This is a genomic window from Enterobacter sp. 168J2, assembly GCF_034107265.1.
Classification (GTDB): Bacteria; Pseudomonadota; Gammaproteobacteria; order Enterobacterales; family Enterobacteriaceae; genus Enterobacter; species Enterobacter nematophilus.
This window is the reverse complement of the sequence record NZ_JAWNEB010000011.1, coordinates 47,459-71,155: the sequence shown is the minus strand read 5'-3', so window position 1 is coordinate 71,155 and position 23,697 is coordinate 47,459. Positions and strand designations below refer to the sequence as shown.

Below are 23,697 nucleotides of genomic sequence, written 5' to 3'. Positions count from 1 at the left end.
ATAACAACACATGGAGTAGTTATGTTAACGGTTTCCTGTAAAAAGGGAATGCTGGCGTTTTGCCTTTCGGCGCTGGCTTTTAGCATTCGTGCGGAAATAAACCCTACCGCAAACGAGCCGATGGAACTGGCGAGAGCGATATTCGATGCAGACGCATTAAAAAACCAGGGCCTTGACCCTGCGATTGCTGAATACTACTCCATGGCACCGCGTTTTACGCCCGGCTACCATAACGTAACCGTGAATATTAACGGGAATAAGCGAACGCTGATGCCGGTGAAGTTTGATGAGGAAGGTACGCCCTGTATTGATGACGAGTTTCTGGAAAATGCGGGTCTGATTAAAAAAACCAGACGCGGTGATTGCCCAAAAATTCATCAATACTGGTCCGGCTCGACGATTCAGTCTTCCCCGGATATCGAAGAGATATCGGTCGTGGTTCCACCGGAAGCGCTGGATCCTGATTTCGGACGCCAGTTCGCGGAAGTTCAGGGTGGCCGTGCGGCAATGCTGAATTATTCCATGTTCGGCACCCATAACCAGTATGACGATGAAAACGCCGACCGTTTCCAGTCCACCTTCGAAATGGGCTTTAACGCCGGGGACTGGATTGTGCGCAGCACGCAGTTCATCAGCGACGGCAGCGATCAGAGCTTTGATGTCGATTCCTCTTATACCTACGCCCAGCGCACCTTTGCCGATTATGGCGTGATGGTGCAGGGCGGCCAGATTAACGTGGCCAGCAGTCGCTTCAGTATTCCGTCTATCTATGGGGTACAGATGATGCCGGATAACGCCCTCCAGCCGCAGGGCGGTACGGGCGTGGAAGTAAGCGGTATCGCCCGCAACCCTCAGGCGCGTGTGGATATCCGCCAGGGCGGACAGTTGATTTACTCGACGCTGGTCCCTGCCGGGCCGTTTAACCTGGATGACGTACCGCTGGCTAACCTCAACACCGACCTGAACGTAACGGTGACCGAGACAGACGGCAGCGAAAACCGTTTTACCGTGTCGGCGAGTACTTTCCGCAGCAATCACGTGGGCCGCGCACCGGGCTTTACCATGGCGGTAGGCCGTGTTGAAGACGACATGGGTTCGCGCTTCGAAAAGCCGTGGGTGGTGTCTGCCAATAACGGCTGGTCCATCAACAAGCGCGTAAATTTCCTCGCCGGAATGGTGATGGCGGATAACCACTATTACGGTTTCTCCGGCAACCTGGATACCGTCCCGGTGCAGAACCTGTATGCCTCACTCGGTTTTCTGGCGTCGATAGATAACCAGTCGCAAACGGACGGCAACAAAACGACGCTCGACCTGGGGTATTCTCTGCCATGGGGGATCGGCATTTCGATGGGCGGCAGCTACGGCACGCCGGATTACCGCGAGATGACGGAGCTGTACGGTGACGACGACGATATATCGCAAACCAAATATGACACCAGCGTGGGTATCAACTGGTCTAACAGCACGCTCGGCCGTTTCTCTCTCAGCTACTACCGCAATGAGAGCTGGAACAGCGAATACGACAGCCGCCGCTTTATTACGTCATGGTCACAGACCTTTAAATACTTCAACGTGAGCGTGAACTGGGAGTCTGACGTCAGCCGTCACGACGACAGCGATAACGACATGCTCTATGTGAACGTGTCGATCCCACTGGGACGTACGGGCGTAAATACCAGCTCCTGGTATCGTGAGAGTGAAGGGAATAGTTCCTGGGGCACGCGCGCAATGGGATCGCTCAACGATACGAACCAGTATATGGTTGGCGTCTCTCAGGATCATGATCGGAACACCACCAGTTGGGATACTTCGCTGAACAGCAATCTGCGTTACACCAACCTGGCGCTGGCGGCGGGTGGCGATAACGACAGCAACACGAACTATTCTGCGGCCCTGAGCGGCGGGATTGTGGCACATGGCGATGGTGTGACCTTCTCGCCTTACCGCGTGGCGGATACGTATGCCATCGCCAAACTGGATAAACCGGTGGCAGGCATTGAGATAGGTACCGCGCGTGGCCCGGTATGGACGGACAAATGGGGCCAGGCCGTAATCCCTTCTCTGTCACCGTTCCGCGAAAGCACTATTGAGGTCAACACGGAAAGTCTGCCGGGCAACCTCGATGTGCGAAACGGCAGGACAGCGATCAAGGCTTCTCACGGAGCCGTAGCGAAGTGGGAGTTTGCGACGTTAAGCCAGCGCCGCGTGCTGCTGGCTATCAGCCGCCCGGACGGTACGCCGCTACCGGAAGGTGTCTCCATTGTGGACGAAGCGGGTGAGTACGTCACGACGGCACCAGAAGATGGCGTGATCTTCCTTAACGATATCTCCGCCAGCCAGCAGCTCTACGCGAAGCTCGATAAGGGGCGTTGTAAGCTGACGTATACCCTACCAGAAACGGAGCCGAATAAATTCTATGAAGAGGTGACAGGGAAATGTCTCTAAATAACGTTCAGAAGTACGCGCTGACGATTGCGTTACTCTGCGGGGTGTCAGGGATGCCGACGCTAGCGCACGCCGATGATGGTCAGTGTGAAATGATGTCTGCGGTAAAGACGGTCGACTATGGTCGCTACCGTAAAGAGGATATGCAAAAGGGATCGGCCGAGCATGTCGGCAAAGTCTATAACGGCTATGGCTCGGTCACGCGGGAGTTCCAGGTCTCGGTACTGTGTCCGGATACGCGCAAAATGCGCGTCTCTATCAGCGGGGCAGCCCGGCAGAATCTGGCGTATCGGTTTACGGAGAGCGGTGCGATGAAGATCGCGTTTAAGGATGGGCGGGTAGACGGCAACGCGGTGCAGCTGGCCGCGGTCGATATCGGGGCGATTGCCGTTCAGGGTGGGGCATCCCAGGTGACGCTGCCGCCCGAGAAAGCGCTGGCGGCTGTTAACGGCACGGAAGTGGCGGGCCAGCAGTTCACCGTGACCATGATGGTCACGACCTATCTTTCAGAAAAAGCGTTCAGCGTGACCAATGCCACGGACTTTACCGAGACGCTGACGCTAAACGCTGACACCCTTCCTGCGCAATAAACCCTCTGATGCCCGGCAGACGCGTTCTGTCGGGCATTTCTCCTAGTGGATCCCCGCCAGGCGCAGCAGCGCCGTTACCACCGCCGCCGCGACGATCACCACAATTAACGGCATTTTGCGCCAGGCAAGAAACACCGCAAACGCCACGCCCAGCACGCGCGCCATCCCCGCGAAGTGTTCCCCTTCATAAAAGGTGGTCGCCAGCGCGACGGAAAACAGCAATACCGTTGCCGCATCCGAAAGCAGCGCCTGAGACCGTTCAGAGAGCGCCAGCCGGTTGCCCAGCTTTGCCCCGCCGAGCCGCATCAGGTAGGTTCCGGCAGAAAGAATGGCGATGCCGAGAATAAAAAACGTCATGTTTCCCATTATTTTTTCCTCGCAGCGAGACCGAGTAACGAGAGCAGCACCGGCAAGCCCACCGGGGCAAACGGCACGGCAGCCAGTGAAAGCGCAGCGCCGCTGCAGGCGCGGATCAGGGTGGTACGGTTTTTAAACGCGGGTACCACTAACGCCAGTAAAATTGCCGGGAATACCGCATCCAGCCCGATGGTTTCCGGGTCCGGCAGCAGTTTGCCGACCATGGCTCCCAGCAGCGCCCCCACCGGCCAGACGATCGCCACGCCTAAGCCGCATAGCCAGTAGGCCGCTTTACGCTGCTCGGGCGTTTTTTGCGACAGGCCAAACACCACGCTTTCGTCGTTCATGATGTGACAGCCGAGATAGCTCAACCCCCGTTTGCCCACCAGTTCACGCACCGTCACGCCAAACGGCACGTGGCGCGCGTTGACCAGCAAACCGGCCGCTGCTGCCGCCAGCGGGTTACCTCCGCTTGCCACAATGCCGATAAACATAAATTCCGATGCGCCCGCCAGCACGGTGAGGGAGAGGACAAACGGCACCCAGAGCGGGAAACCATAGGCCATCGCCAGTGAGCCGTAGGACATCCCAACCACCCCAACCGCGAGGCAAACCAGGATGATTGCTTTTATCGTGTCGCCTTTCAGGCAAGAGAGGGGATTCTTCATACCATTTTAGCCATATCGAACGTATTTCCATTATAATGAACGCATCAAAAACGTTTTACAAGACGAACGAATCGTTCGTTATAGAGAAATAGAGGCCGTTTCTATGACGCAGCCAATCAGCGTGATCGCCAAAAGCCTGGTGCGAGAACGCCTGCGAACCGGGCTTTCGCTGGCGGAAATTGCCCGCCGTGCCGGGATCGCTAAATCCACGCTTTCTCAGCTGGAATCCGGCAACGGTAACCCGAGCCTGGAAACGCTGTGGTCGCTTTGCGTGGCGCTGGATATTCCTTTTGCCCGCTTGCTGGAGCCGCAGCAGCCGACCACGCAGGTGATCCGCCGTGGTGAAGGCACAAAAGTGGTTGCCGGACAGGCTAACTACGAGGCGATTCTGCTGGCGGCATGTCCGCCGGGCGCGCGACGCGACGTATACCTCCTGCTTACCCAGCCGGGCGCAGACCGCATTTCCCAGCCGCATCCGCCGGGGTCCGTTGAACATATTATTGTGACGCAGGGGCGCGCGTTAGTCGGCCTGATCGACGCGGCGGAAGAACTCGGTCCGGGAGATTACATCTGTTATCCCGCCGATTTGCCGCATATCTTTAAGGCGCTGGAGCCGGATACGCACGCGCTGCTGGTGGCAGAACAAAACTAACAGAGATACGGAAACTCATGTCGCTTAACGCCATTGCGAAAGAACTGGGGCTGTCAGTCACCACCGTTAGCCGCGCCTTCAACGGATATGATGACGTCTCCGCCGAGACGCGCGCCCGCGTGGAAGCAGAGGCCCAGCGCCGTGGAGGTGATTGCCCTGAAGATGCTGCACGCGCTGGAGGTGCCGTTCCTGCTGGTGGGCTGCTTCGTGCTGGTGATTACGATGGTGTCGGCGTTTACGCTGAGCAGCAGGCAGGAGATTGCCGCCGCCGCGGGGGCTGCAGCGTTAACGCATCAGTCCAGGTAAAAGACCTCTTTAAGTTCCGCACTCACCGGGCTGTTGTCCGGGTTCGACGGCATTACATCACGCATGTGTTTCCACCAGCGCTGGCAGACGTCGGTATTCGCGACCGCGTTCCAGCGCTCCTCCGATTCAATCTCCACCGTTGCAAACAGCAGGCTGCGCTCTTTGTCGAGATAAATGGCGTAGCGGTGCGCGCCGTGGTCTTTCAGCACCGCTTCCAGCTCTGGCCAGATAGGGCTATGGCGACGCGCGTACTCCTCGTGGGCGTCCGGGTTGACCTGCATAACAAACGCTTTACGAATCATAATGCCTCCAGATACAGCTCGCGGACCTCATCGCGGCAGGCGGCTTCGTCGCGCATCCCGCGCGTGTCGACGCCCATCGCCTGTTGCGTTACGCGTATAAATCCAGGGCCGACTGCATCGGGGTAACGCCAAAACGTTTGCCCAGCGCGATCAGCTCTTCCCGGGTGATGGTCTGCTTCATGCCGCCCATGGAATAGACCTTCACCAGTACTTCCGCGGATTTCTCGGCGGTGTCGATCAGACCGAAGGTTTCATCCAGCGTCGGTCCGCTGCCGAACACGCCGTGGAACGGCCACAGTACCAGCGAGTGTTTTTGCATAGCCGCTGCGGTGGCCTCGCCGATTTCGTCCGTACCCGGCACCATCCACGGCAGAATACCGACGCCGTCCGGGAAGACCACCAGGCATTCGGTACTGCCTTCCCAGAGCTTGCGGGTGATGTAGTCGGTGCTGTTTTCCAGCACGTAGGTCAGGGCAATCAGGTTGGTTGCGTGGCAGTGCATGATGACGCGGTCTTTGCCGTGGGTCGCCGTGATGCGCTCGCAGTGAGAAAGGAAATGCGCTGGCAGTTCTGACGTCGGCACCGCTTCATCCGTCAGCCCCCAAAGAATGTGGTAGCCCGCGCCGTCGCTGTCTACCCTCACGACGCCGAGATTGGCCTGCGGGTCGAGCTGGACGTTACGAAAGAACTTGCCGGAGCCGGTGACGATAAACGGCGTGTTCGCGAGCAGCGGCATCGGCTGACTCAGCGCAATATAGCGCGGTTTTTGATGGAAATCGGCGGCGTACGGCTCAATGTCGGCATCGTCCAGACGCAGCGTCAGGTTGCCGCCGTTGCGCTCGTCCCAGCCTTTTAGCCAGGCATCAGAGGTGGCTTTGATCATGCCCTGGACGAACCAGGAAGTCGTGATGGTCTGCATAGTTTTCTTTTCCAGTTATCGTGGTGAGGGGCCAGTTACCCGCGCTTTCTCAATACGTCTTTCTCATACGCCCGCACGTTCTCCAGCCATTGGCTGCCCGCAGGCGCGTCGTTACGCTGGCAGTACATCTCCCACACCGCCTGCCACGGCAGGGATTTTTGCTCCTCCAGCAGCGCCAGGCGCGCGGTGTAGTCGCCGTTTGCTTCCAGCTGTTTCAGCGCGGCAGTCGGCTCCAGCAGAGCGCGAAGCAGCGCTTTCTTCATGTTGCGGGTGCCGATAACCCACGCCGCGATGCGGTTGATGGAGGCGTCGAAGAAGTCGAGGCCGATATGGACGCGGTCGAACAGGTCGTGGCGGACGATCTCGCTGGCAATGGCCTGCGTTTCGTCATCCAGCAGCACCACGTGGTCGCTGTCCCAGCGCACCGGACGGCTGACGTGCAGCAGCAGGCGCGGCACGTAGAGCATGGCGGCGGAGATTTTGTCGGAGATCGCCTCGGTCGGGTGGAAGTGGCCGGCATCCAGGCACAGGGCGGTCTGGCGGCTGGTGGCGTAACCCATGTAGAACTCATTCGAGCCGACGGTGTAGCTTTCTGCGCCAATGCCGAACAGCTTGCTCTCCACGGCGTCGATGTGGTGCGCCGGGTCCAGTTTTTCGCTGATGGCTTCATCCAGTGCTGCCAGCAGGCGCTGGCGCGGGGCGAGGCGGTCAATGGTGATGTCCTTCATGCCGTCGGGGATCCAGATGTTCATCACTGACGGCGTGCCAAGCTGTTCACCAAAATAAGCCGAGACGCGGCGGCTGGCCTTCACGTGGTCGATCCAGAACTGACGGATTTCATCGTTGGCATGGGAGAGGGTAAAGCCGTCCGCGCTGAGCGGGTGCGAGAAGCAGGAGGGGTTGAAGTCCAGCCCCAGCCCGTTGGCTTTCGCCCATTCAACCCAGTGCTTAAAGTGTTCCGGTTTAATCTCGTTACGCGCGACCGGCTCGTCGGACTCAAGATAAATGGCGTGCAGGTTCAGGCGTTTTGGCCCGGGGATGAGGCTCAGCGCCAGTTCCAGATCCGCACGCAGTTCGGTGGCATTACGCGCTTTGCCTGGGTAATTACCCGTTGCCTGAATGCCACCCGTCAGCGAGCCGCCAGGATCCTCGAACCCGGCGACGTCGTCGCCCTGCCAGCAATGCATGGAGACCGGCAGACGGTCGAGCTGGCGCAGTGCCGCTTCGACATCCACGCCGACGGCGGCGAAACGCTGTTTAGCCAGGTCCCAGGCTTGTTCAAGTTGAGTGGTCATGCACAAAGCTCCTTAGTCAGGCGTTTTTGCTGAAACTGCGCCCGGTAGCGGGCAATTTCATGGCAGGTATTGGGGATGAAAGTAGTCAGGCGGGTATTCGCGGTGACCACCGAACGGAATTCATCGACGTCTGAAAGTTCGTCCAGGGTCATCAGCTGAATACCAATGTTACCGAGCGTTGAGGCCTCCACCGGACCCGCCACCACGGTGATGCCGCAGGCATCGGCGCAGAGCTGGTTCAACAGCTGGTTCTGGCAGCCGCCGCCCACGATATGCAGCTGGCTGAACGGCTTGCCGCGAAGGTTTGCCAGCTCGCTCAGCACATCCGCGTAGAGCAGGGCCAGGCTGTCAAAAATACAGCGCGCCAGCTCGGCAGGACGGGAAGGGACCGGCTGTCCGGCTTCGAAACAGGCGGACTGGATTTCGGCGCTCATATGCACCGGGTTAATAAAGCGGTCGTCGTTCGGGTTGATCAGGAACGTACAGGCCTTCAGCGTTTCGGTTTCTGCGAGAAGCGCAGGCAGGTCGAAAATATGCTGCTCTTTCAGCATCCGCTGGAGCAGCCAGAGTCCCATGATGTTCTTCAGCACGCGGTAGCGCCCTTCGGCACCGCCTTCATTAGTGATGTTCGCCGCCATCGCGGCGTCGCTGGTGTACGGCGTTTTGCTCTCAAAGCCCATTAGCGACCAGGTGCCGGAAGAGAGATAGGCCGCGTCTCTGCTGGCCAGCGGGGATGCAATCACCGCGCTGGCGGTATCGTGACTGGCGACGGCAACAACAGGGATGGGGTTCCCCTGCGGGCAAAGCCACTGCCCGATCGCATTACCCGGATGGGTCGGCGTGCCGAACCAGGAAGGCGGAGCGCCCGTCCAGGCCAGCAGGTGTTCATCCCAGCTATCGGTGTTGATGTTGATCAGCTGCGTGGTGGTGGCGTTGGTGTATTCCCAGTTCATGTTGCCGGTCAGCCGGTAGCTTAAGTAGTCCGGGATCAGCAGCGCATGCGCCACCTTTTTCACCAGCTCCGGCTGCTGCTCGACCAGCGCGCGCAGCTGATACAGCGTGTTAAACGGCAGAAACTGAATGCCGCTGCGGCCATAGATGTTGTCTTTGCCAAGCTGGGCGATGGCGTGCGCCATTAGACCGTCCGTGCGGCTGTCGCGGTAGGAGACGGGCAGGCCAACGCGATTGCCGTTGCGGTCCAGCAGCACGTAATCAACGCCCCAGGTATCAATGCCGATGCTGTCGATGAGGATCCCGCTATCGCAGACTTTTTTGAGCCCGGTGCGGATCTCTGCCTCAAGTCCGTCAATGTCCCAGGTATTAAAACCGTCCTGTTTTTGCAGGCAGTTCGCAAAACGATGCATTTCGCGAAGCGAAAGGGTGCGCTGGGTGCAGTCCCAGGTGGCGAGCATTACGCGACCGCTGGATGCACCTAAATCGACAGCGACACAATGGCGAAAGGTCATGGTCTAATCCTTCTGGAAATCATTAGCGCTGAGTGTAAAAAAGGGAAGAAAAGACCACCTTCTCGCCACGGACAGCCCCCATTCCGCGCTGGCAAGAAAGCAAAGATGAACGTGAGGGAGTTCACACTTTCCCCTTGAAGCGCGCCGTTCAGCCAGTGTGACGCTGACCGCAATTCCGGATCTTTCCGCCTTTTTCTTGAAAAACAGGCAGGTTTTGCGGCGTTTGCTGCCGAAAATTTAAGGTGAGTATGAGAGGCCTTATTTACTATTTTGAGAACTTTTCTCATTGGTGGGGGCCGTTATGACCGTACTACACAGCGTGGACTTTTTTCCGGCGGGTGGTTCGCCTGTAGCGATTGAACCGCGGCTCCCGCAGGCTGCTTTCCCTGAGCATCATCATGATTTTCATGAAATTGTTATTGTTGAACATGGCACGGGCATCCACGTCTTTAACGGTCAGCCCTACACCATCAGCGGGGGCACCGTCTGCTTCGTGCGCGACCACGATCGGCATCTGTATGAGCATACCGACAACCTGTGCCTGACGAACGTGCTCTACCGGTCGCCTGACGCGTTCCAGTTTCTTGCGGGGCTTCATCAGCTACTGCCGCAGGAGAAGGAGGGGCATTATCCGTCCCACTGGCGCGTGAACCAGGCCACGCTGCAGCAGGTTCGCCAGATCTTGCTCCAGATGGAGCAAAGCCAGGACGGACAGGATATGCACGCGATGGCCACGCGCGAGATGCTGTTTATGCAGCTGCTGGTGGCGTTACGCCGTAGTAACCCGGTGGAGGGGGAGAGTAGCGAAGCCCGTCTGAACCAGCTGATGATCTGGCTGGAGGAACATTTTGCCGAGGACATCTGCTGGGAAGCGCTGGCGAGTCATTTTTCGCTGTCGCTTCGCACCCTGCACCGTCAGCTTAAGCAGCAAACCGGGCAGACGCCCCAGCGCTACCTTAACCGTCTGCGCCTGATAAAAGCGCGCCACCTGCTGCGCCACAGCGATGACAGCGTCACGGACATCGCCTTTCGCTGCGGTTTCGGCGACAGTAACCACTTTTCGACGCTGTTTCGCCGGGAATTCAGCTGGTCTCCGCGTGATATTCGCCAGGGAAAGGACACCTCACTGCAGTAACGCGAGCCCAGTCAACGTTTTGCTGTCGTAAAGCGGGTAATAATGTCAGGTTTTCGCCGTTGAGGTGGTGATGTGGCCGCGCCGTTAATTCTTCGCAAAGATGACTTTTTTGCCTCCGCTGAACAAGCCGTTGCGGTGGCGGATCGCTACCCGCAAAACGTCTTTGCTGAACATACGCACGAATTTTATGAGCTGGTGCTGGTGTGGCGCGGCAACGGTCTGCACATTCTCAACGATCGGCCTTACCGCATTACCCGGGGGGATCTGTTTTACATTCGCGCCGAAGATAAACACGCCTACGCCTCGGTCAATGACCTGGTCTTACAGAACGTTATCTACTGTCCCGATCGGCTCAAACTTAACGTCGACTGGGCCGCGTGTATCCCCGGCTTTAACGGTGCGAAAGGTTCACCGCACTGGCGCTTAAGCAGCAGTGGTATGACCGCTATCCGTCAGGCAATTTCTCTGCTTGAACAGGAGAGCGCTAAAACCGATCCGCTGGTTAACCCGATGTCAGAGATCCTCTTCGCGCAGCTGGTCATGATGCTTAAACGCTATCGCTACGCGACGGATAACCTCTCCGCCACGCAGCAGGAAACGCGACTTGATAAGCTGATTGCCACACTGGCGGCCAGCCTGAATAAAAGCTTTGTGCTGGAAAAGTTCTGCGAGCAGGAGCAGTGCAGCGAGCGTGCCCTGCGCCAGCAGTTCCGTACCCAGACGGGCATGACGGTAAATCACTATTTGCGCCAGCTGCGTATTTGCCACGCCCAGTATCTGCTCCAGCATACGGAGCTCATGGTCAGTGACGTGGCAATGCGCTGCGGCTTTGAGGACAGTAACTACTTTTCGGTGGTCTTTAACCGCGAGGTGGGGATGACGCCGGTGCAGTGGCGTCATCACAGTCGAAGGGCGGCGTAATCAGTTCGCCATACCGAGGCCTACAATGTTGGCCGCAATGATAATCACCACGCAGCCCAGGCTCAGAACGCCCACTGGTCGACGTCCGGCGTTGTTCCACTCCTTCAGTACCAGCCCAACCAGCCCGCCGCACAGCACGTAGAAGCTCATGTGCAGCATCCAGCTCATATAGTCGTATTGCGCCGGAATGCTGGCGTGCCCCCAGGCGTAGAAAAAGAACTGCAGGTACCACATCAGGCCGCCGAGCGTCGAAAGGAGTACGTTGGCGATGATGACCCGTTTTGCCAGCGAGAAGTCGGCTTTTAGCGACAAACTCTCAACTTTTGCCAGGCGAATAACGCAGAAGCCGAGGTTTACCAGCGCACCGCCGCCCATGATCACCACGTAGCTGGGCAGCGCCACGTACAGCGGGTCGACGCCCAGGGCGGCGGCGGCCTCATGCATCGGTTTTGCGGCGTTCATGGCAAACGACATGCCGGCGGAGAAGATGCCGCACATGACCGCCAGCAGCAGACCTTTTTTGAGGTTAAAGTCCTCGGCTTTAATGCCCATCTTGCGCTCTTTCAACTGGCCCGCGCGGGTCACGATCCCGACGCCGATAACCGCGACCAGCACGCCCAGCAGCGTCATTCTGCCGCCTTCGGTATTAAGCAACACGTCGAGGTTACCGTTGAGGACGGGCGTCATCAGGGTGCCGACAATTAGCGTGATGCCAATCGCGATGCCGATCCCCATCGACATGCCGAGATAACGCATGGTGAGGCCGTAGTTGATATTGCCTATGCCCCACATGGCACCAAACAGAAATACCGGCAGCAGGGTGGAGGCGTTAAAGGAGGAGAAGTAGCCCCAGAAATCCGGGAGTAGCATGGCGCTGATGGCCCAGGGAAGCAGGATCCAGGAGACCACGCCGCCAACGGACCACATGGTTTCCCACGACCACCCTTTCACCTTTTTGAACGGGGCATAGAAACAGGCTGCACTGGCTGCGCCTATCAAATGCCAGAAGATACCCATCGTAATCGCATGATTCATGTTTACGTCCTCATCGTTTTTATCGATCAATGGCTTCCCACCGACCCGACGAGTGTAAAAATTAAGCAGAATGGCCACCTTCGGGAGGCTGCCGCACTTTGGTTTTGAATGGCAATCAACGCGTTAAACGGGTGAGCAGATTCACATTTTCGCGCTTCATCAGAAAACGAATAACCTTATAAAAACTACGGCATTGATAATCATTTTCAATATCATTTAATTAACTATAATGAACCAACTGCTTACGCGGCATTAACAGCTGTGCCGCCCGACAATAATGGAGAGGATTATGAGTTATACACTGCCATCCCTGCCGTATGCCTACGACGCACTGGAACCGCATTTCGACAAGCAGACGATGGAAATCCATCACACTAAACACCACCAGACCTATGTGAACAACGCGAACGCAGCGCTGGAAAGCCTGCCAGAGTTCGCTAACCTGCCTGTTGAAGAGCTGATCACCAAACTGGACCAGCTGCCGGCAGACAAGAAAACCGTGCTGCGTAACAACGCTGGCGGTCACGCTAACCACAGCCTGTTCTGGAAAGGCCTGAAAACCGGTACCACCCTGCAGGGCGACCTGAAAGCGGCTATCGAGCGCGACTTCGGTTCCGTTGACAACTTCAAAGCGGAATTCGAAAAAGCTGCTGCAACCCGTTTCGGCTCTGGCTGGGCGTGGCTGGTTCTGAAAGGCGACAAGCTGGCGGTGGTTTCTACTGCTAACCAGGACTCCCCGCTGATGGGTGAAGCGATCTCTGGCGCATCCGGCTTCCCAATCCTGGGTCTGGACGTGTGGGAACACGCTTACTACCTGAAGTTCCAGAACCGTCGCCCTGACTACATCAAAGCGTTCTGGGATGTAGTGAACTGGGACGAAGCAGCAGCGCGTTTCGCCGCTAAAAAATAAGGTTGCATTGACGCCTGTGAGAAGCGAGTCTGATGACTCGCTTTTTTTGTATCTGAAGGAGTTGAGATGCATTACCCGGTGAATGTTTTTACAGGCAAGGTAAGGGAGTACGACGGCAGCCGCCCGAGCGCCATCGCTAAAATTCAGGTCGACGGGGAGCTGACGTTAACCGACCTCGGGCTGGCGGGTGACGAGCAGGCCGAAAAGAAAATCCACGGCGGGCCGGAGCGCGCGCTGTGCCACTATCCGCGCGAGCACTATCAGCACTGGAAAGCGGAATTCCCCGAGCAGGCGGACCTCTTCGTCGCGCCCGCGTTTGGCGAAAATCTCTCGACCGAAGGGCTGACGGAGAAAAACGTCTTTATCGGCGATATCTACCGCTGGGGTGACGCCCTGATTCAGGTGACGCAGCCACGCTCGCCGTGCTTCAAGCTCAACTACCATTTCGGGATTCAGGATATGTCGGCCCAGCTGCAAAACGCGGGTAAAACCGGCTGGCTGTACCGCGTGGTGCTGGCAGGGCAGGTATCTGCGGATGCGCCGCTTGAGCTGGTATCGCGCCTGAGCGACGTGTCCGTTTACGACGCCTGCGCGATTGCCTGGCATATGCCGTTTGACGACGAGCAGTATCACCGCCTGCTGTCTGCGGCGGGGTTATCGACAAGCTGGACCAGAACGATGCAAAAGCGGCGCTTAAGCAACAAGATCGAAGATAATTCGCGGAGATTGTGGGGGAAATAACTTCTCCTCACCCCGGCCCGTACACCCCAAAGAGGCGGGGGTGTTTTACGTCCCCTCTCCCCTATGGGGAGAGGGTTAGGGTGAGGGGATTACGAACGCTTATACAACGGCAGCCACAGCGTTAACCGCAACCCGCCCAGCGGGCTGTCGTCGGCTTTCACCCAGCCGCGATGCTGCTGCATGGCGGTTTCTACAATCGCCAGCCCCAGCCCCGTGCCGCCAGATTCGCGGTCGCGCGCTTCGTCGGTACGGTAGAACGGACGGAAAATCTGCTCGCGGTCTTCCGGGCTGACGCCAGGGCCGTCGTCATCGACAATGACGGTAATCCCGTCTTTATCCACCGAAAACGCCACCTCAATCTTCGTGTGCGAGTAGCGCAGGGCGTTACGCACGATATTCTCCAGCGCGCTTTCCAGCGTGTTGGGGTTACCGTACAGCGGCCACGGGCCCGGCGGGAAGTTGACGGTGAACGATTTACCCATCTGCTCCGCTTCGAACGCCGCGTTGTCCAGCACCTCGTGCCACAGGTGATTGGCCTTCACCGTTTCGCTCACCAGCGCGTTTTTCTGCTGATTGCGCGACATCACCAGCAGATCGTTAATCATGCTGTCCAGACGATGGGCTTCAGTTTCAATGCGCTCCAGCTCTTTGCTTTCGCCGCTGCGGCGGCGCAGCAGGGCGGTGCCCAGCTGTAAGCGCGTGAGCGGGGTACGCAGCTCGTGCGAGATGTCTGACAGCAGGCGTTGCTGCGCGGTCATCATCCGATCCAGCGCGCTCACCATCTGGTTAAAACTGGTCCCGGCGGCCAGGAACTCCTGCGGCCCGGATTCCAGCTCTGGATGCTGTCGCAGGTTACCCTGCGCCACTTCATCGGCGGCATTTTTCAGCTTACGCGCCGGTTTTGCCAGGCTCCATGCCAGCCATAGCAGCAGCGGGGAACTGACCAGCATCGTGACAATCAGCAGCAGAAGCGGACGGTCAAACAGCAGGTTGATGAAGTCGGACTGGGAGCTGCTCGCGGGGCGAATCAGATAGAGCTGATAATTGTCTTCCCCATCACGTACCGAGAAAGGACCGACCATCTCTACCCGACCATATTTCTTCTTCTGTGGGTGATCGGCGTTATCCGCCTGGCCAATAAAGTTGCGGATGATCTGCATTTCATTGCGATCGGCTCCGATCACGCGGCCTTCGCTGGTGACCAGCAAAAGACGTTGTCCTGGCGGTGCCCACTTGTCGATAGCGCGAAACAGCCTGCGCCACCACATCAAATCGTTCGGCGGATCGTTTGCCAGCTCCGCTTCTACGTGCTGCTCGATCATCACGCCCTGACGTTGCTCGCTGTCGAGAAGCTCCGTCATCTGGCGTGAGTCGAGTTTTGGCAACATCAAAACGAGCATTAAAACCAGTGCCAGCGTCAGCCAGAAGATGGCGAAGATGCGGGCGGTTAAGCTGCCTATCATGAAGCGGAAACCATCAGATAACCGCGACCACGCAGGGTTTTAAACCATGGGTGACCGTCTTTACGCTCCGGCAGCTTGCGGCGCAGGTTAGAGATGTGCATGTCGATGGCGCGGTCAAACGGCGTGAGGCGTTTGCCCAGCACTTCCTGGCTTAAATGTTCACGCGAAACTACCTGGCCGAGGTGCTGCGCCAGCAGATACAGCAGCGTGAATTCGGTGCCGGTGAGTTCCAGCGTCTGGCCGTCGAAGCTCGCTTCCTGACGGCCCGGGTTCAGGCTCAGGGAGTCCACTTCCAGCGTTGGCGAGCTGTTGTCGGTATTCTGCTGCTGCTCGCTCCAGTGGGAACGGCGCAGGATCGCGCGAATACGGGCCACCAGTTCACGGTCGTTGAACGGCTTCGGTAAATAGTCATCCGCACCCAGCTCAAGGCCGAGAACGCGGTCAAGCTCGCTGCCGCGGGCGGTCAGCATGATAACGGGGGTCTGGTGTGTCTGGCGAAGCTCTTTTAGCGTATCAATACCGTTTTTCTTCGGCATCATTACGTCGAGCAAAAGTAGATCGATGCTGTCGTCAAGGAGACTCAGCGCCTGCTCGCCATCATGGGCAACCAGGACGTTGAAACCTTCCATGTCGAGCAACTCCTTTAAAAGGGATGTGAGCTCTCGGTCATCATCAACTAACAGGATTTTATTCATTGTTTAAATACCTCCGAGGCAGAAATTACGACATCAAGGCTATCTAATCCATGACTTTACGTTGTTTTACACCCCCTGACGCATGTTTGCAGCCTGAATCGTAGACTGTCTCTCGTTGAATCGCGACACGAAAGATTTTGGGAGCAAGTGATGCGCAAAGTTACCGCTGCCGTCATGGCCTCAACGCTGGCGTTCAGTGCGTTTAGCCAGGCTGCTGTAGCTATCATCGGCGATAACGGTTCCTCGCAAGAGGGCGCAACGCACAGCAGCCAAAGCCATATGTTTGACGGCATAAGTTTAACCGAACATCAGCGTCAACAGATGAGAGATCTGATGCAGAGGGCACGACACGACCAGCCCCCTGTTAATGTTAGCGAAATGGAGACAATGCATCGCCTTGTCACCGCAGAAAATTTTGACGAAAGCGCTGTCCGCGCTCAGGCCGAAAAAATGGCACAGGAACAGGTTGCCCGCCAGGTAGAGATGGCGAAGGTCCGCAACCAGATGTACCACCTGCTAACGCCCGAGCAGCAAGCGGTTTTGAATACCAAACATCAGCAGCGGATGGACCAGTTGCGTGAGGTTGCACGGATGCAGCGAAGCTCAGAAACGACGTTTTTCAGTAGCAATAGCAGTACCCGTAGTAACCAGTAAACCCTGTTTTCCTTGCCATAGACACCATCCCTGTCTTCCCCCACATGATGTGGGGGTTTTTTTTGCCCTGCATTCTGATTTGTTAACCGTTTATTCATCCTTTGCCTCCCCGTGCTTCCGTTATACTAGCGGCATGACATGACAGGAGCGTTTATGAATCAATCCTATGGAAGGCTGGTAAGCCGGGCCGCCATTGCGGCGACCGTCATGGCCTCTGGCCTGCTGCTGATCAAAATCTTTGCCTGGTGGTATACCGGCTCGGTCAGTATTCTGGCGGCGCTGGTGGATTCACTGGTAGATATCGCCGCCTCGCTGACCAACCTTCTGGTGGTGCGCTACTCGCTGCAGCCGGCGGATGAAGAGCACACGTTTGGGCACGGCAAAGCGGAGTCGCTGGCCGCGCTGGCGCAAAGTATGTTCATTTCTGGCTCCGCGCTGTTCCTGTTTTTGACCGGTATTCAGCATCTGGTTTCGCCTTCACCGATGAACAATCCCGGGGTCGGCGTGGTCGTCACAGTAATTGCACTTATAAGCACACTAGTTCTGGTAACGTTCCAGCGCTGGGTTGTTCGCAAAACGCAAAGTCAGGCCGTACGGGCGGATATGCTTCATTATCAATCTGATGTTATGATGAATGGGGCTATTCTTATTGCGCTCGGTCTGGCTTGGTATGGCTGGCATCGGGCCGATGCGTTGTTTGCGTTAGGGATTGGTATCTATATTTTATATAGCGCCCTGCGGATGGGGTATGACGCGGTGCAATCACTGCTCGATCGCGCTCTTCCGGACTCAGAACGTAGTGAAATTTTTTCCATCGTGACCTCCTGGCCCGGCGTCAGCGGTGCACACGATCTTCGAACGCGGCAGTCAGGGCCGACCCGCTTTATACAGATTCACATTGAAATGGAAGACAACCTGCCGCTGGTTCAGGCTCACGTGATTGCTGAACAGGTCGAGCAGGCGATTTTGCAGCGTTTTCCTGGTTCAGACGTCATCATTCACCAGGATCCCTGCTCGGTTGTACCCGGACATGTTGGGCTTTCGTAATTCGTTGTAAAAAAGTGAGCCAGGCCAGCATTTTGTGTATAAATTACCGCCATTTGGTCTGACCTGAATCAATTCAGCCAGAAGGGATTGATATACTATTTGCAGTATTCGTTGGTCGATAAGTTTCTTCCGGCAACAGATTTCAATTTTGCATTCCTAAGTTCAGAGGTAGTCATGATTAAGAAAATCGGTGTGTTGACAAGCGGCGGTGATGCGCCGGGCATGAACGCGGCAATTCGTGGGGTTGTCCGTGCAGCGCTGACGGAAGGTCTGGAAGTTTTTGGTATCTATGATGGTTACCTGGGTCTGTATGAAGACCGTATGGTTCAGCTCGACCGTTACAGCGTGTCTGACATGATCAACCGTGGCGGCACCTTCCTTGGGTCTGCGCGCTTCCCGGAATTCCGTGACGAACACATCCGTGAAGTGGCTATCGAGAACATGAAAAAGCGTGGCCTGGACGCGCTGGTTGTTATCGGCGGTGACGGCTCGTACATGGGTGCAAAACGTCTGACCGAAATGGGCTTCCCGTGCATCGGCCTGCCGGGCACCATCGACAACGACATCAAAGGCACTGACTACACCATCGGTTACTTCACCGCGCTGGGCACCGTTGTGGAAGCCATTGACCGCCTGCGTGACACCTCATCTTCTCACCAGCGTATCTCTATCGTTGAAGTGATGGGCCGCTACTGCGGTGACCTGACCCTGGCGGCGGCTATCGCCGGTGGCTGTGAGTTCGTGGTGGTTCCTGAAGTGGAATTCAGCCGTGAAGATCTGGTTGCTGAAATCAAAGCCGGTATCGCGAAAGGTAAGAAACACGCGATTGTGGCTATCACCGAGCACATCTGTGACGTTGACGAACTGGCGAAGTACATCGAAACCGAAACCAAACGCGAAACCCGCGCGACCGTTCTGGGTCACATCCAGCGCGGCGGTTCCCCGGGCCCGTACGACCGTATCCTGGCCTCCCGTATGGGCGCGTACGCTATCGAGCTGCTGCTGCAGGGCCACGGCGGCCGTTGCGTCGGTATTCAGAATGAACAGCTGGTTCACCATGACATCATCGACGCGATTGAAAACATGAAGCGTCCGTTCAAAGGTGACTGGCTGGACTGCGCGAAAAAACTGTATTGATCCTTCGAGCCCTCTTCTATCTGAAGAGGGCTTTTATTCCTCCACGTTATAGCCAATCTTTTTTTATTCTTTAATCCTCGATTCGCTTTCTGGCACGCTGCATTCATCAAAACACTACACAAGAGAGCTGGGCGATGAATAAATGGGGCGTGGGGTTAACGTTATTGCTGGCATCGACCAGCGTGCTGGCAAAGGACATTCAACTCCTCAACGTGTCGTACGACCCGACGCGTGAGCTGTACGATCAATACAACAAAGCCTTCGCGGCGCACTGGAAGCAGGAAACCGGCGATAACGTGGTGGTTCGCCAGTCGCATGGTGGCTCCGGTAAGCAGGCAACGTCTGTGATTAACGGTATTGAAGCCGACGTGGTTACCCTGGCGCTGGCCTATGATGTCGACGCCATCGCCGAGCGTGGTCGTATCGACAAAAACTGGATCAAACGTCTGCCGGATAACTCCGCGCCATACACCTCGACCATCGTCTTCCTGGTGCGTAAAGGCAACCCGAAACAAATTAAGGACTGGAACGACCTGATCAAACCGGGCGTTTCTGTGATTACCCCGAACCCGAAAAGCTCCGGCGGCGCACGCTGGAACTACCTGGCGGCCTGGGGATACGCGCTGCACCACAACAACGGTGACCAGGCAAAAGCGCAGGAATTCGTCAAATCCCTGTATAAAAACGTTGAAGTGCTGGACTCCGGCGCACGCGGTGCCACTAACACCTTCGTCGAGCGCGGAATTGGCGACGTGCTAATTGCCTGGGAAAACGAAGCCCTGCTGGCGACTCACGAACTGGGTAAAGACAAGTTTGAGATCGTGACCCCGAGCGAATCCATCCTCGCTGAGCCGACCGTTTCCGTGGTCGATAAGGTTGTTGATAAGAAAGGGACCAAAGCGGTGGCGGAAGCCTACCTGAAGTATCTCTACTCGCCGGAAGGCCAGGAAATCGCGGCGAAGAACTTCTATCGCCCACGCGATGCGGCTGTCGCGAAGAAATACGATAGCGAATTCCCGAAACTGAAGCTCTTCACCATTGATGATGTGTTCGGCGGCTGGACGAAAGCGCAGAAAGAGCACTTCTCTAATGGCGGCACCTTCGACCAGATTAGCCAGCGCTAACCCTCAACAAACGACACGGCGACCCGGTGTGAGAAATCCACCGGGTTTTTTATTTGGTCATCATTTTGCGTTACTCTTTTGCCTCTATTGAAAACAGGGAACGCGTTGTGAAAAAAATTATCTTACTGATCCTGATTGTCATCGCCCTTGCCGCAGGCGGCGTGTACTGGATAAAAGCGGGTAATCCGAATGCGTTGCGTCATATCGTTCTCGACCAGTGCCTGCCTAATCAACTGCAACACCGTAACCCGGCGCCCTGCGCGCAGGTGAAGCCTGACGCGGGCTATGTGGTGTTCAAAGACCGCAACGGGCCGCTGCAGTATCTGCTGATGCCAACGTACCGCATCAACGGCACCGAAAGCCCGCTCCTGACCGAGCCTCACACGCCAAACTTCTTCTGGCTGGCGTGGCAGTCGCGCAGCTTTATGACCCTGAAGCGTGGATCCGAGGTGCCGGACAGCGCCATTTCGCTGACGATTAACTCACCGACAGGACGCACGCAAAACCATTTCCATATCCATATCTCCTGCCTGCGCCCGGACGTGCGAGAGAAGCTCAACGCGGCGCAGGGAGACATCAGCACCCAGTGGCTACCGTTCCCGGGCGGACTGGAAGGACATGAGTATCTCGCACGACGGGTGACGGAGAATGAACTGGTCCAGCGCAGTCCGTTTATGATGCTGGCGGAAGAGCTGCCGGAAGCGCGCGACCATATGGGGCGCTTCGCGCTGGCCATGGCCCAGCAGTCGGATGGTTCGTTTGTTTTGCTGGCGACCGAGCGTAACCTGCTCACGCTCAACCGCGCGTCGGCAGAGGAATTGCAGGATCATCAATGCACTATCCTGAAATGACCCCACCATAAATCGCGTTTACTCAGGCTGCCTGTCACCGTAGACTTGCTGAAAAATTCTACAGGAGACAGGTATGTCGCTCTGGTTAATGCATCCACTGCTGCTGCCCTCGCTGATCGTCGGCGTCACCATCGTGCTGTGGGCGACGTCGCTATTGCCGGAATTTATCACCGCGCTGCTGTTCTTTACGGCGGCGATGGCTGCCAGAATCGCCCCGCCAGAGGCGATCTTCGGCGGTTTTGCCTCGTCGGCTTTCTGGCTGGTCTTCAGCGGCTTTGTGCTCGGCGTGGCGATCCGTAAAACCGGCCTGGCGGACAGGGCCGCCCGGGCGCTGTCGGCAAAGCTCACCGACTCCTGGATGCTGATGGTGGCGAGCGTGGTATTGCTCAGCTACGCGCTGGCGTTTGTGATGCCGTCGAACATGGGGCGTATTGCGCTGCTGATGCCCATTGTCGCGGCGATGGCGAAACGCGCCGGTATCGCCGACGGCTCCCGCGCCTGGTTCGGGCTTGCGCTGGCCGTCGGGTTCGGCACCTTCCAGCTTTCGGCCACTATCCTGCCTGCAAACGTCCCTAACCTGGTGATGAGCGGCGCGGCGGAAGGCTCGTACGGCATTCACCTGAACTATGTCCCGTATCTGCTGCTGCACACGCCGGTGTTGGGCATTCTCAAAGGCCTGATTCTGATTGGCCTCATCTGCTGGCTGTTCCCCGGCAGCCCTAAACCACCGAAGGATATGGCGCCGTCTGAACCCATGGGGCGGGATGAGAAGCGTCTTGCCTGGCTGCTGGCGCTGGTGCTGGGGATGTGGGTAACGGAGAGCTGGCATGGCGTAGGGCCCGCGTGGACGGGGCTGGCGGCGTCGGTCATCGTTATGCTGCCGCGCGTGGGTTTCATTACCGGGGACGAATTTTCTGCCGGGGTGAACATGCGTACCTGTATCTACGTCGCGGGCATTCTTGGGCTGGCGATCGTCGTGACGCAAACGGGTATCGGAGCGGCCGTAGGCGAGGCGCTGCTGCGCATTATGCCGCTGGATGCGGACAGGCCGTTTACCAGCTTCCTGGCGCTAACCGGAATTACTACGGCACTCAACTTCATTATGACCGCCAACGGCGTTCCGGCGCTGTACACCACGCTGGCGCAGAGCTTCTCGGACGCGACCGGTTTCCCGCTGCTGTCGGTGATCATGATTCAGGTGCTGGGCTATTCCACGCCGCTGCTGCCGTATCAGGCGTCGCCGATTGTGGTGGCGATGGGGTTAGGAAAGGTGCCTGCAAGGGCGGGGATGATGCTCTGTCTGGCGCTGGCGATAGCGACGTATCTGGTGCTGCTGCCGCTGGATTATTTATGGTTTAGCGTATTAGGTAAAGTGTAGTTCAGTGCGAGGGGTTTCCCCTCACCCCAACCCTCTCCCAAAGGAGAGGGAGGAGAAGAGCGGTGGGTAAGCGCAAGCGCCACCCGCCGCAAAGGCCATTACGCCTGTTTAGCCGCTTCTGCCGCTTTAACGATCACCGCGAAAGCGTCCGCTTTCAGGGATGCACCGCCAACCAGCGCGCCATCGATGTCTGGCTGGGTGAACAGCTCAGCAGCGTTGGAGGCGTTTACGGAGCCGCCGTACTGGATGATCACTTGCTCAGCCACTTTCGCGTCGGCTTTAGCAATGTGGTCACGGATGAATTTGTGCACCGCCTGAGCCTGCGCAGGGGTAGCTGATTTGCCGGTACCGATCGCCCAGACTGGCTCGTAAGCGATAACCGCGCCTTCGAACGCTGCCGCGCCCTGCGTTTTCAGCACGGCGTCGATCTGACGTGCGCACACTTCTTCGGTTTTGCCCGCTTCGTTTTCCGCTTCGGTTTCACCGATGCACAGAACCGGGATCAGACCCTGCTCTTTCAGCACGGCGAATTTCTTCGCGATAAACTCGTCAGATTCTTTGTGGTAGGTGCGACGCTCGGAGTGGCCGATGATGATGTATTTCGCGCCGATATCTTTCAGCATTTCAGCGGAAGTTTCACCGGTGAACGCGCCAGACAGGTTAACGTCAACGTTCTGCGCGCCCAGCACGATGTGGCTACCGTCAGCGGCACGTTTAGCCAGATCCAGGTACATATCTGGCGGAGCGATAGCAACCGCGCAGCCGGTCACGCCAGCCAGCTCTTTACGCAGGTTTGCAACCAGTTCGTTTACCATGTGGCGGCTGCCGTTCAGTTTCCAGTTACCCATCACTAAAGGATGTCGCATTTCAATTCTCCACGCTAAATAAGCGAATTAAGGAATATGGCCGCCCTGTCGGGCAGCATGGTCTGTGAATCAGTATAGAGATTTTCCCTCGAAAGGCTTTGCTTTTTGTCATTAATTCGCCCCGCCAAGGGTGTCAGATAGCGCCAGCTTAATCGGTTCAACGGCGAAGGTCAGTCCTTTTTCGCCGTTATCCGCCACCACATAACGAATCGCGCCTTCGGTGGTGGCGTAGTACCGCTTGTTTTTACCGGCGGCCAGCAGCTTTTGCAGCTTTTGCTGGCTCTGCTTTTTCGTCAGCGCAGGCGTAAACGCCTGCAGCACCGCGCTCATGTAATCAAGCGCCTTCGATTTAGCCGCTTTCTGCTCTGGCCCCTGAATCGGCAGCCAGGTGATTTGCATGCTTTTGATTTTTAACGTACCGCGCTCCAGCGCCGTAGAAGCATACAAATTCTCGTTAATTTTGCTCGCCGCACGGGTCAGGGTTGGGGTATCGCGTGAGCTATCAATGGCGCGAAATTCATCCAGCGGCAGCGCTGGGTTGGCCTGATTGAAAGCTTCGCGAAACTGGCTAATGGACTGATCGAAAGACGGTGCGCCCGCCAGTAAATACGGCGCAGCGGTGGGGGCCGCGGTGTTGGCGGCGTGCAGCGGAAAACCCGCGCCGAGCATCGCTAAACACAGGAAAAGAGAATGTGCCGAATTTTTCATCAACGTTGCACCTGGCCGTAAGTGCTCAT

At 57.1% G+C, this 23,697-nt stretch carries 24 protein-coding genes and 2 pseudogenes; 15 read left to right on the top strand and 11 right to left on the bottom strand.

The window, feature by feature from the left end; all coding sequences use genetic code 11:
* Positions 1–21: 21 nt before the first annotated feature.
* Both USG84_RS20580 and USG84_RS20575 read left to right on the top strand, forming a co-directional pair.
* Positions 22–2,448, top strand: coding sequence for a fimbrial biogenesis usher protein (locus USG84_RS20580; protein ID WP_151412536.1), 2,427 nt, complete (start codon positions 22–24; stop codon positions 2,446–2,448).
* On the top strand, positions 2,439–3,038 hold the full coding sequence (locus USG84_RS20575) for a hypothetical protein (RefSeq protein WP_151412535.1): 600 nt from the start codon (positions 2,439–2,441) through the stop codon (positions 3,036–3,038). Before USG84_RS20580 ends, USG84_RS20575 begins: the two co-directional genes overlap by 10 nt.
* A gap of 42 nt (positions 3,039–3,080) precedes the next feature.
* Here USG84_RS20575 and USG84_RS20570 read toward each other — a convergent pair whose 3' ends face one another.
* Together USG84_RS20570 and USG84_RS20565 are read right to left on the bottom strand one after the other, a co-directional pair.
* Positions 3,081–3,404 (bottom strand): AzlD domain-containing protein, encoded by a 324-nt coding sequence (locus tag USG84_RS20570; protein ID WP_151412534.1) that lies wholly within the window; start codon positions 3,402–3,404, stop codon positions 3,081–3,083.
* Positions 3,404–4,063 carry an AzlC family ABC transporter permease gene (locus tag USG84_RS20565; RefSeq protein WP_253543441.1) on the bottom strand — a complete coding sequence of 220 codons (660 nt, stop codon included), beginning with the start codon at positions 4,061–4,063 and terminating at the stop codon, positions 3,404–3,406. Before USG84_RS20565 ends, USG84_RS20570 begins: the two co-directional genes overlap by 1 nt.
* A gap of 103 nt (positions 4,064–4,166) precedes the next feature.
* Between USG84_RS20565 and USG84_RS20560 the strand changes: the two genes are divergently transcribed.
* From USG84_RS20560 to USG84_RS20550, 3 genes and pseudogenes are all read left to right on the top strand, one after another.
* On the top strand, positions 4,167–4,715 hold the full coding sequence (locus USG84_RS20560; RefSeq protein WP_033146956.1) for a helix-turn-helix domain-containing protein: 549 nt from the start codon (positions 4,167–4,169) through the stop codon (positions 4,713–4,715).
* Between the two features lie 17 nt (positions 4,716–4,732).
* Positions 4,733–4,795 (top strand): annotated as a pseudogene (locus USG84_RS24095) (hypothetical protein); the annotation flags it as partial.
* A 55-nt stretch (positions 4,796–4,850) separates the two neighbouring features.
* A pseudogene (locus USG84_RS20550) lies at positions 4,851–5,021 on the top strand (MFS transporter); the annotation flags it as partial.
* On the opposite strand, the gene rhaM reads toward USG84_RS20550, so the two are convergent.
* From rhaM to rhaB, 4 genes are all read right to left on the bottom strand, one after another.
* The gene (gene rhaM, locus USG84_RS20545; protein ID WP_151412533.1) at positions 5,009–5,323 is read right to left on the bottom strand and encodes an L-rhamnose mutarotase; all 315 of its coding nucleotides are present in this window, start codon (positions 5,321–5,323) and stop codon (positions 5,009–5,011) included. The pseudogene USG84_RS20550 and the gene rhaM overlap by 13 nt on opposite strands.
* A gap of 88 nt (positions 5,324–5,411) precedes the next feature.
* Positions 5,412–6,242, bottom strand: a complete 831-nt coding sequence (gene rhaD, locus USG84_RS20540; protein WP_151412532.1) for a rhamnulose-1-phosphate aldolase — start codon at positions 6,240–6,242, stop codon at positions 5,412–5,414.
* A 35-nt stretch (positions 6,243–6,277) separates the two neighbouring features.
* Positions 6,278–7,537, bottom strand: a complete 1,260-nt coding sequence (gene rhaA, locus USG84_RS20535) for an L-rhamnose isomerase (RefSeq protein ID WP_151412531.1) — start codon at positions 7,535–7,537, stop codon at positions 6,278–6,280.
* A complete protein-coding gene (gene rhaB / locus USG84_RS20530) occupies positions 7,534–9,003 on the bottom strand; it encodes a rhamnulokinase (protein WP_151412530.1) in 1,470 nt (489 codons plus the stop codon). The genes rhaA and rhaB overlap by 4 nt, the downstream gene beginning before the upstream one ends.
* Before the next feature lie 301 nt (positions 9,004–9,304).
* On the opposite strand from rhaB, the gene rhaS reads away from it, so the two are divergent.
* Together rhaS and rhaR are read left to right on the top strand one after the other, a co-directional pair.
* Positions 9,305–10,138 carry an HTH-type transcriptional activator RhaS gene (rhaS, locus tag USG84_RS20525; protein ID WP_266179917.1) on the top strand — a complete coding sequence of 278 codons (834 nt, stop codon included), beginning with the start codon at positions 9,305–9,307 and terminating at the stop codon, positions 10,136–10,138.
* 72 nt (positions 10,139–10,210) lie between these two features.
* Positions 10,211–11,059 (top strand): HTH-type transcriptional activator RhaR, encoded by an 849-nt coding sequence (gene rhaR / locus USG84_RS20520; RefSeq protein ID WP_061096508.1) that lies wholly within the window; start codon positions 10,211–10,213, stop codon positions 11,057–11,059.
* Here rhaR and rhaT read toward each other — a convergent pair whose 3' ends face one another.
* Positions 11,060–12,094: an L-rhamnose/proton symporter RhaT gene (gene rhaT, locus USG84_RS20515; protein ID WP_253543439.1), complete on the bottom strand. Its 1,035-nt coding sequence runs from the start codon at positions 12,092–12,094 to the stop codon at positions 11,060–11,062.
* Between the two features lie 289 nt (positions 12,095–12,383).
* Between rhaT and sodA the strand changes: the two genes are divergently transcribed.
* On the top strand, positions 12,384–13,004 hold the full coding sequence (sodA, locus tag USG84_RS20510; RefSeq protein ID WP_003861999.1) for a superoxide dismutase [Mn]: 621 nt from the start codon (positions 12,384–12,386) through the stop codon (positions 13,002–13,004).
* Between the two features lie 66 nt (positions 13,005–13,070).
* On the top strand, positions 13,071–13,745 hold the full coding sequence (yiiM, locus tag USG84_RS20505) for a 6-hydroxyaminopurine reductase (RefSeq protein WP_151412529.1): 675 nt from the start codon (positions 13,071–13,073) through the stop codon (positions 13,743–13,745).
* Between the two features lie 89 nt (positions 13,746–13,834).
* On the opposite strand, the gene cpxA is transcribed toward yiiM, so the two are convergent.
* Both cpxA and cpxR read right to left on the bottom strand, forming a co-directional pair.
* Positions 13,835–15,208, bottom strand: coding sequence for an envelope stress sensor histidine kinase CpxA (cpxA, locus tag USG84_RS20500; protein ID WP_015569937.1), 1,374 nt, complete (start codon positions 15,206–15,208; stop codon positions 13,835–13,837).
* On the bottom strand, positions 15,205–15,903 hold the full coding sequence (gene cpxR / locus USG84_RS20495; protein WP_006179159.1) for an envelope stress response regulator transcription factor CpxR: 699 nt from the start codon (positions 15,901–15,903) through the stop codon (positions 15,205–15,207). The genes cpxA and cpxR overlap by 4 nt, the downstream gene beginning before the upstream one ends.
* A gap of 150 nt (positions 15,904–16,053) precedes the next feature.
* Here cpxR and cpxP point away from each other — a divergent pair, with 150 nt between their 5' ends.
* The 6 genes from cpxP to USG84_RS20465 all read left to right on the top strand — a co-directional run bounded on the left by cpxP (position 16,054) and on the right by USG84_RS20465 (position 22,094).
* Entirely contained in the window at positions 16,054–16,557 is a 504-nt protein-coding gene (gene cpxP, locus USG84_RS20490; protein WP_151412528.1) for a cell-envelope stress modulator CpxP, read from the top strand.
* A 153-nt stretch (positions 16,558–16,710) separates the two neighbouring features.
* A complete protein-coding gene (gene fieF / locus USG84_RS20485) occupies positions 16,711–17,604 on the top strand; it encodes a CDF family cation-efflux transporter FieF (protein ID WP_061096504.1) in 894 nt (297 codons plus the stop codon).
* A 174-nt stretch (positions 17,605–17,778) separates the two neighbouring features.
* Positions 17,779–18,741, top strand: a complete 963-nt coding sequence (pfkA, locus tag USG84_RS20480; protein WP_028014852.1) for a 6-phosphofructokinase — start codon at positions 17,779–17,781, stop codon at positions 18,739–18,741.
* 134 nt (positions 18,742–18,875) lie between these two features.
* Entirely contained in the window at positions 18,876–19,865 is a 990-nt protein-coding gene (locus USG84_RS20475; protein WP_028014851.1) for a sulfate ABC transporter substrate-binding protein, read from the top strand.
* A 107-nt stretch (positions 19,866–19,972) separates the two neighbouring features.
* Positions 19,973–20,716 (top strand): CDP-diacylglycerol diphosphatase, encoded by a 744-nt coding sequence (locus tag USG84_RS20470; RefSeq protein ID WP_061099596.1) that lies wholly within the window; start codon positions 19,973–19,975, stop codon positions 20,714–20,716.
* A 73-nt stretch (positions 20,717–20,789) separates the two neighbouring features.
* Positions 20,790–22,094, top strand: a complete 1,305-nt coding sequence (locus tag USG84_RS20465) for an SLC13 family permease (RefSeq protein ID WP_253543438.1) — start codon at positions 20,790–20,792, stop codon at positions 22,092–22,094.
* Positions 22,095–22,192: 98 nt separating this feature from the next.
* Here the strand turns inward: USG84_RS20465 and tpiA are convergent, their stop codons facing one another.
* A complete protein-coding gene (gene tpiA, locus USG84_RS20460) occupies positions 22,193–22,960 on the bottom strand; it encodes a triose-phosphate isomerase (protein ID WP_006808674.1) in 768 nt (255 codons plus the stop codon).
* Between the two features lie 111 nt (positions 22,961–23,071).
* Positions 23,072–23,668: a DUF1454 family protein gene (locus USG84_RS20455; RefSeq protein WP_061096502.1), complete on the bottom strand. Its 597-nt coding sequence runs from the start codon at positions 23,666–23,668 to the stop codon at positions 23,072–23,074.
* Positions 23,669–23,697: the final 29 nt, after the last annotated feature.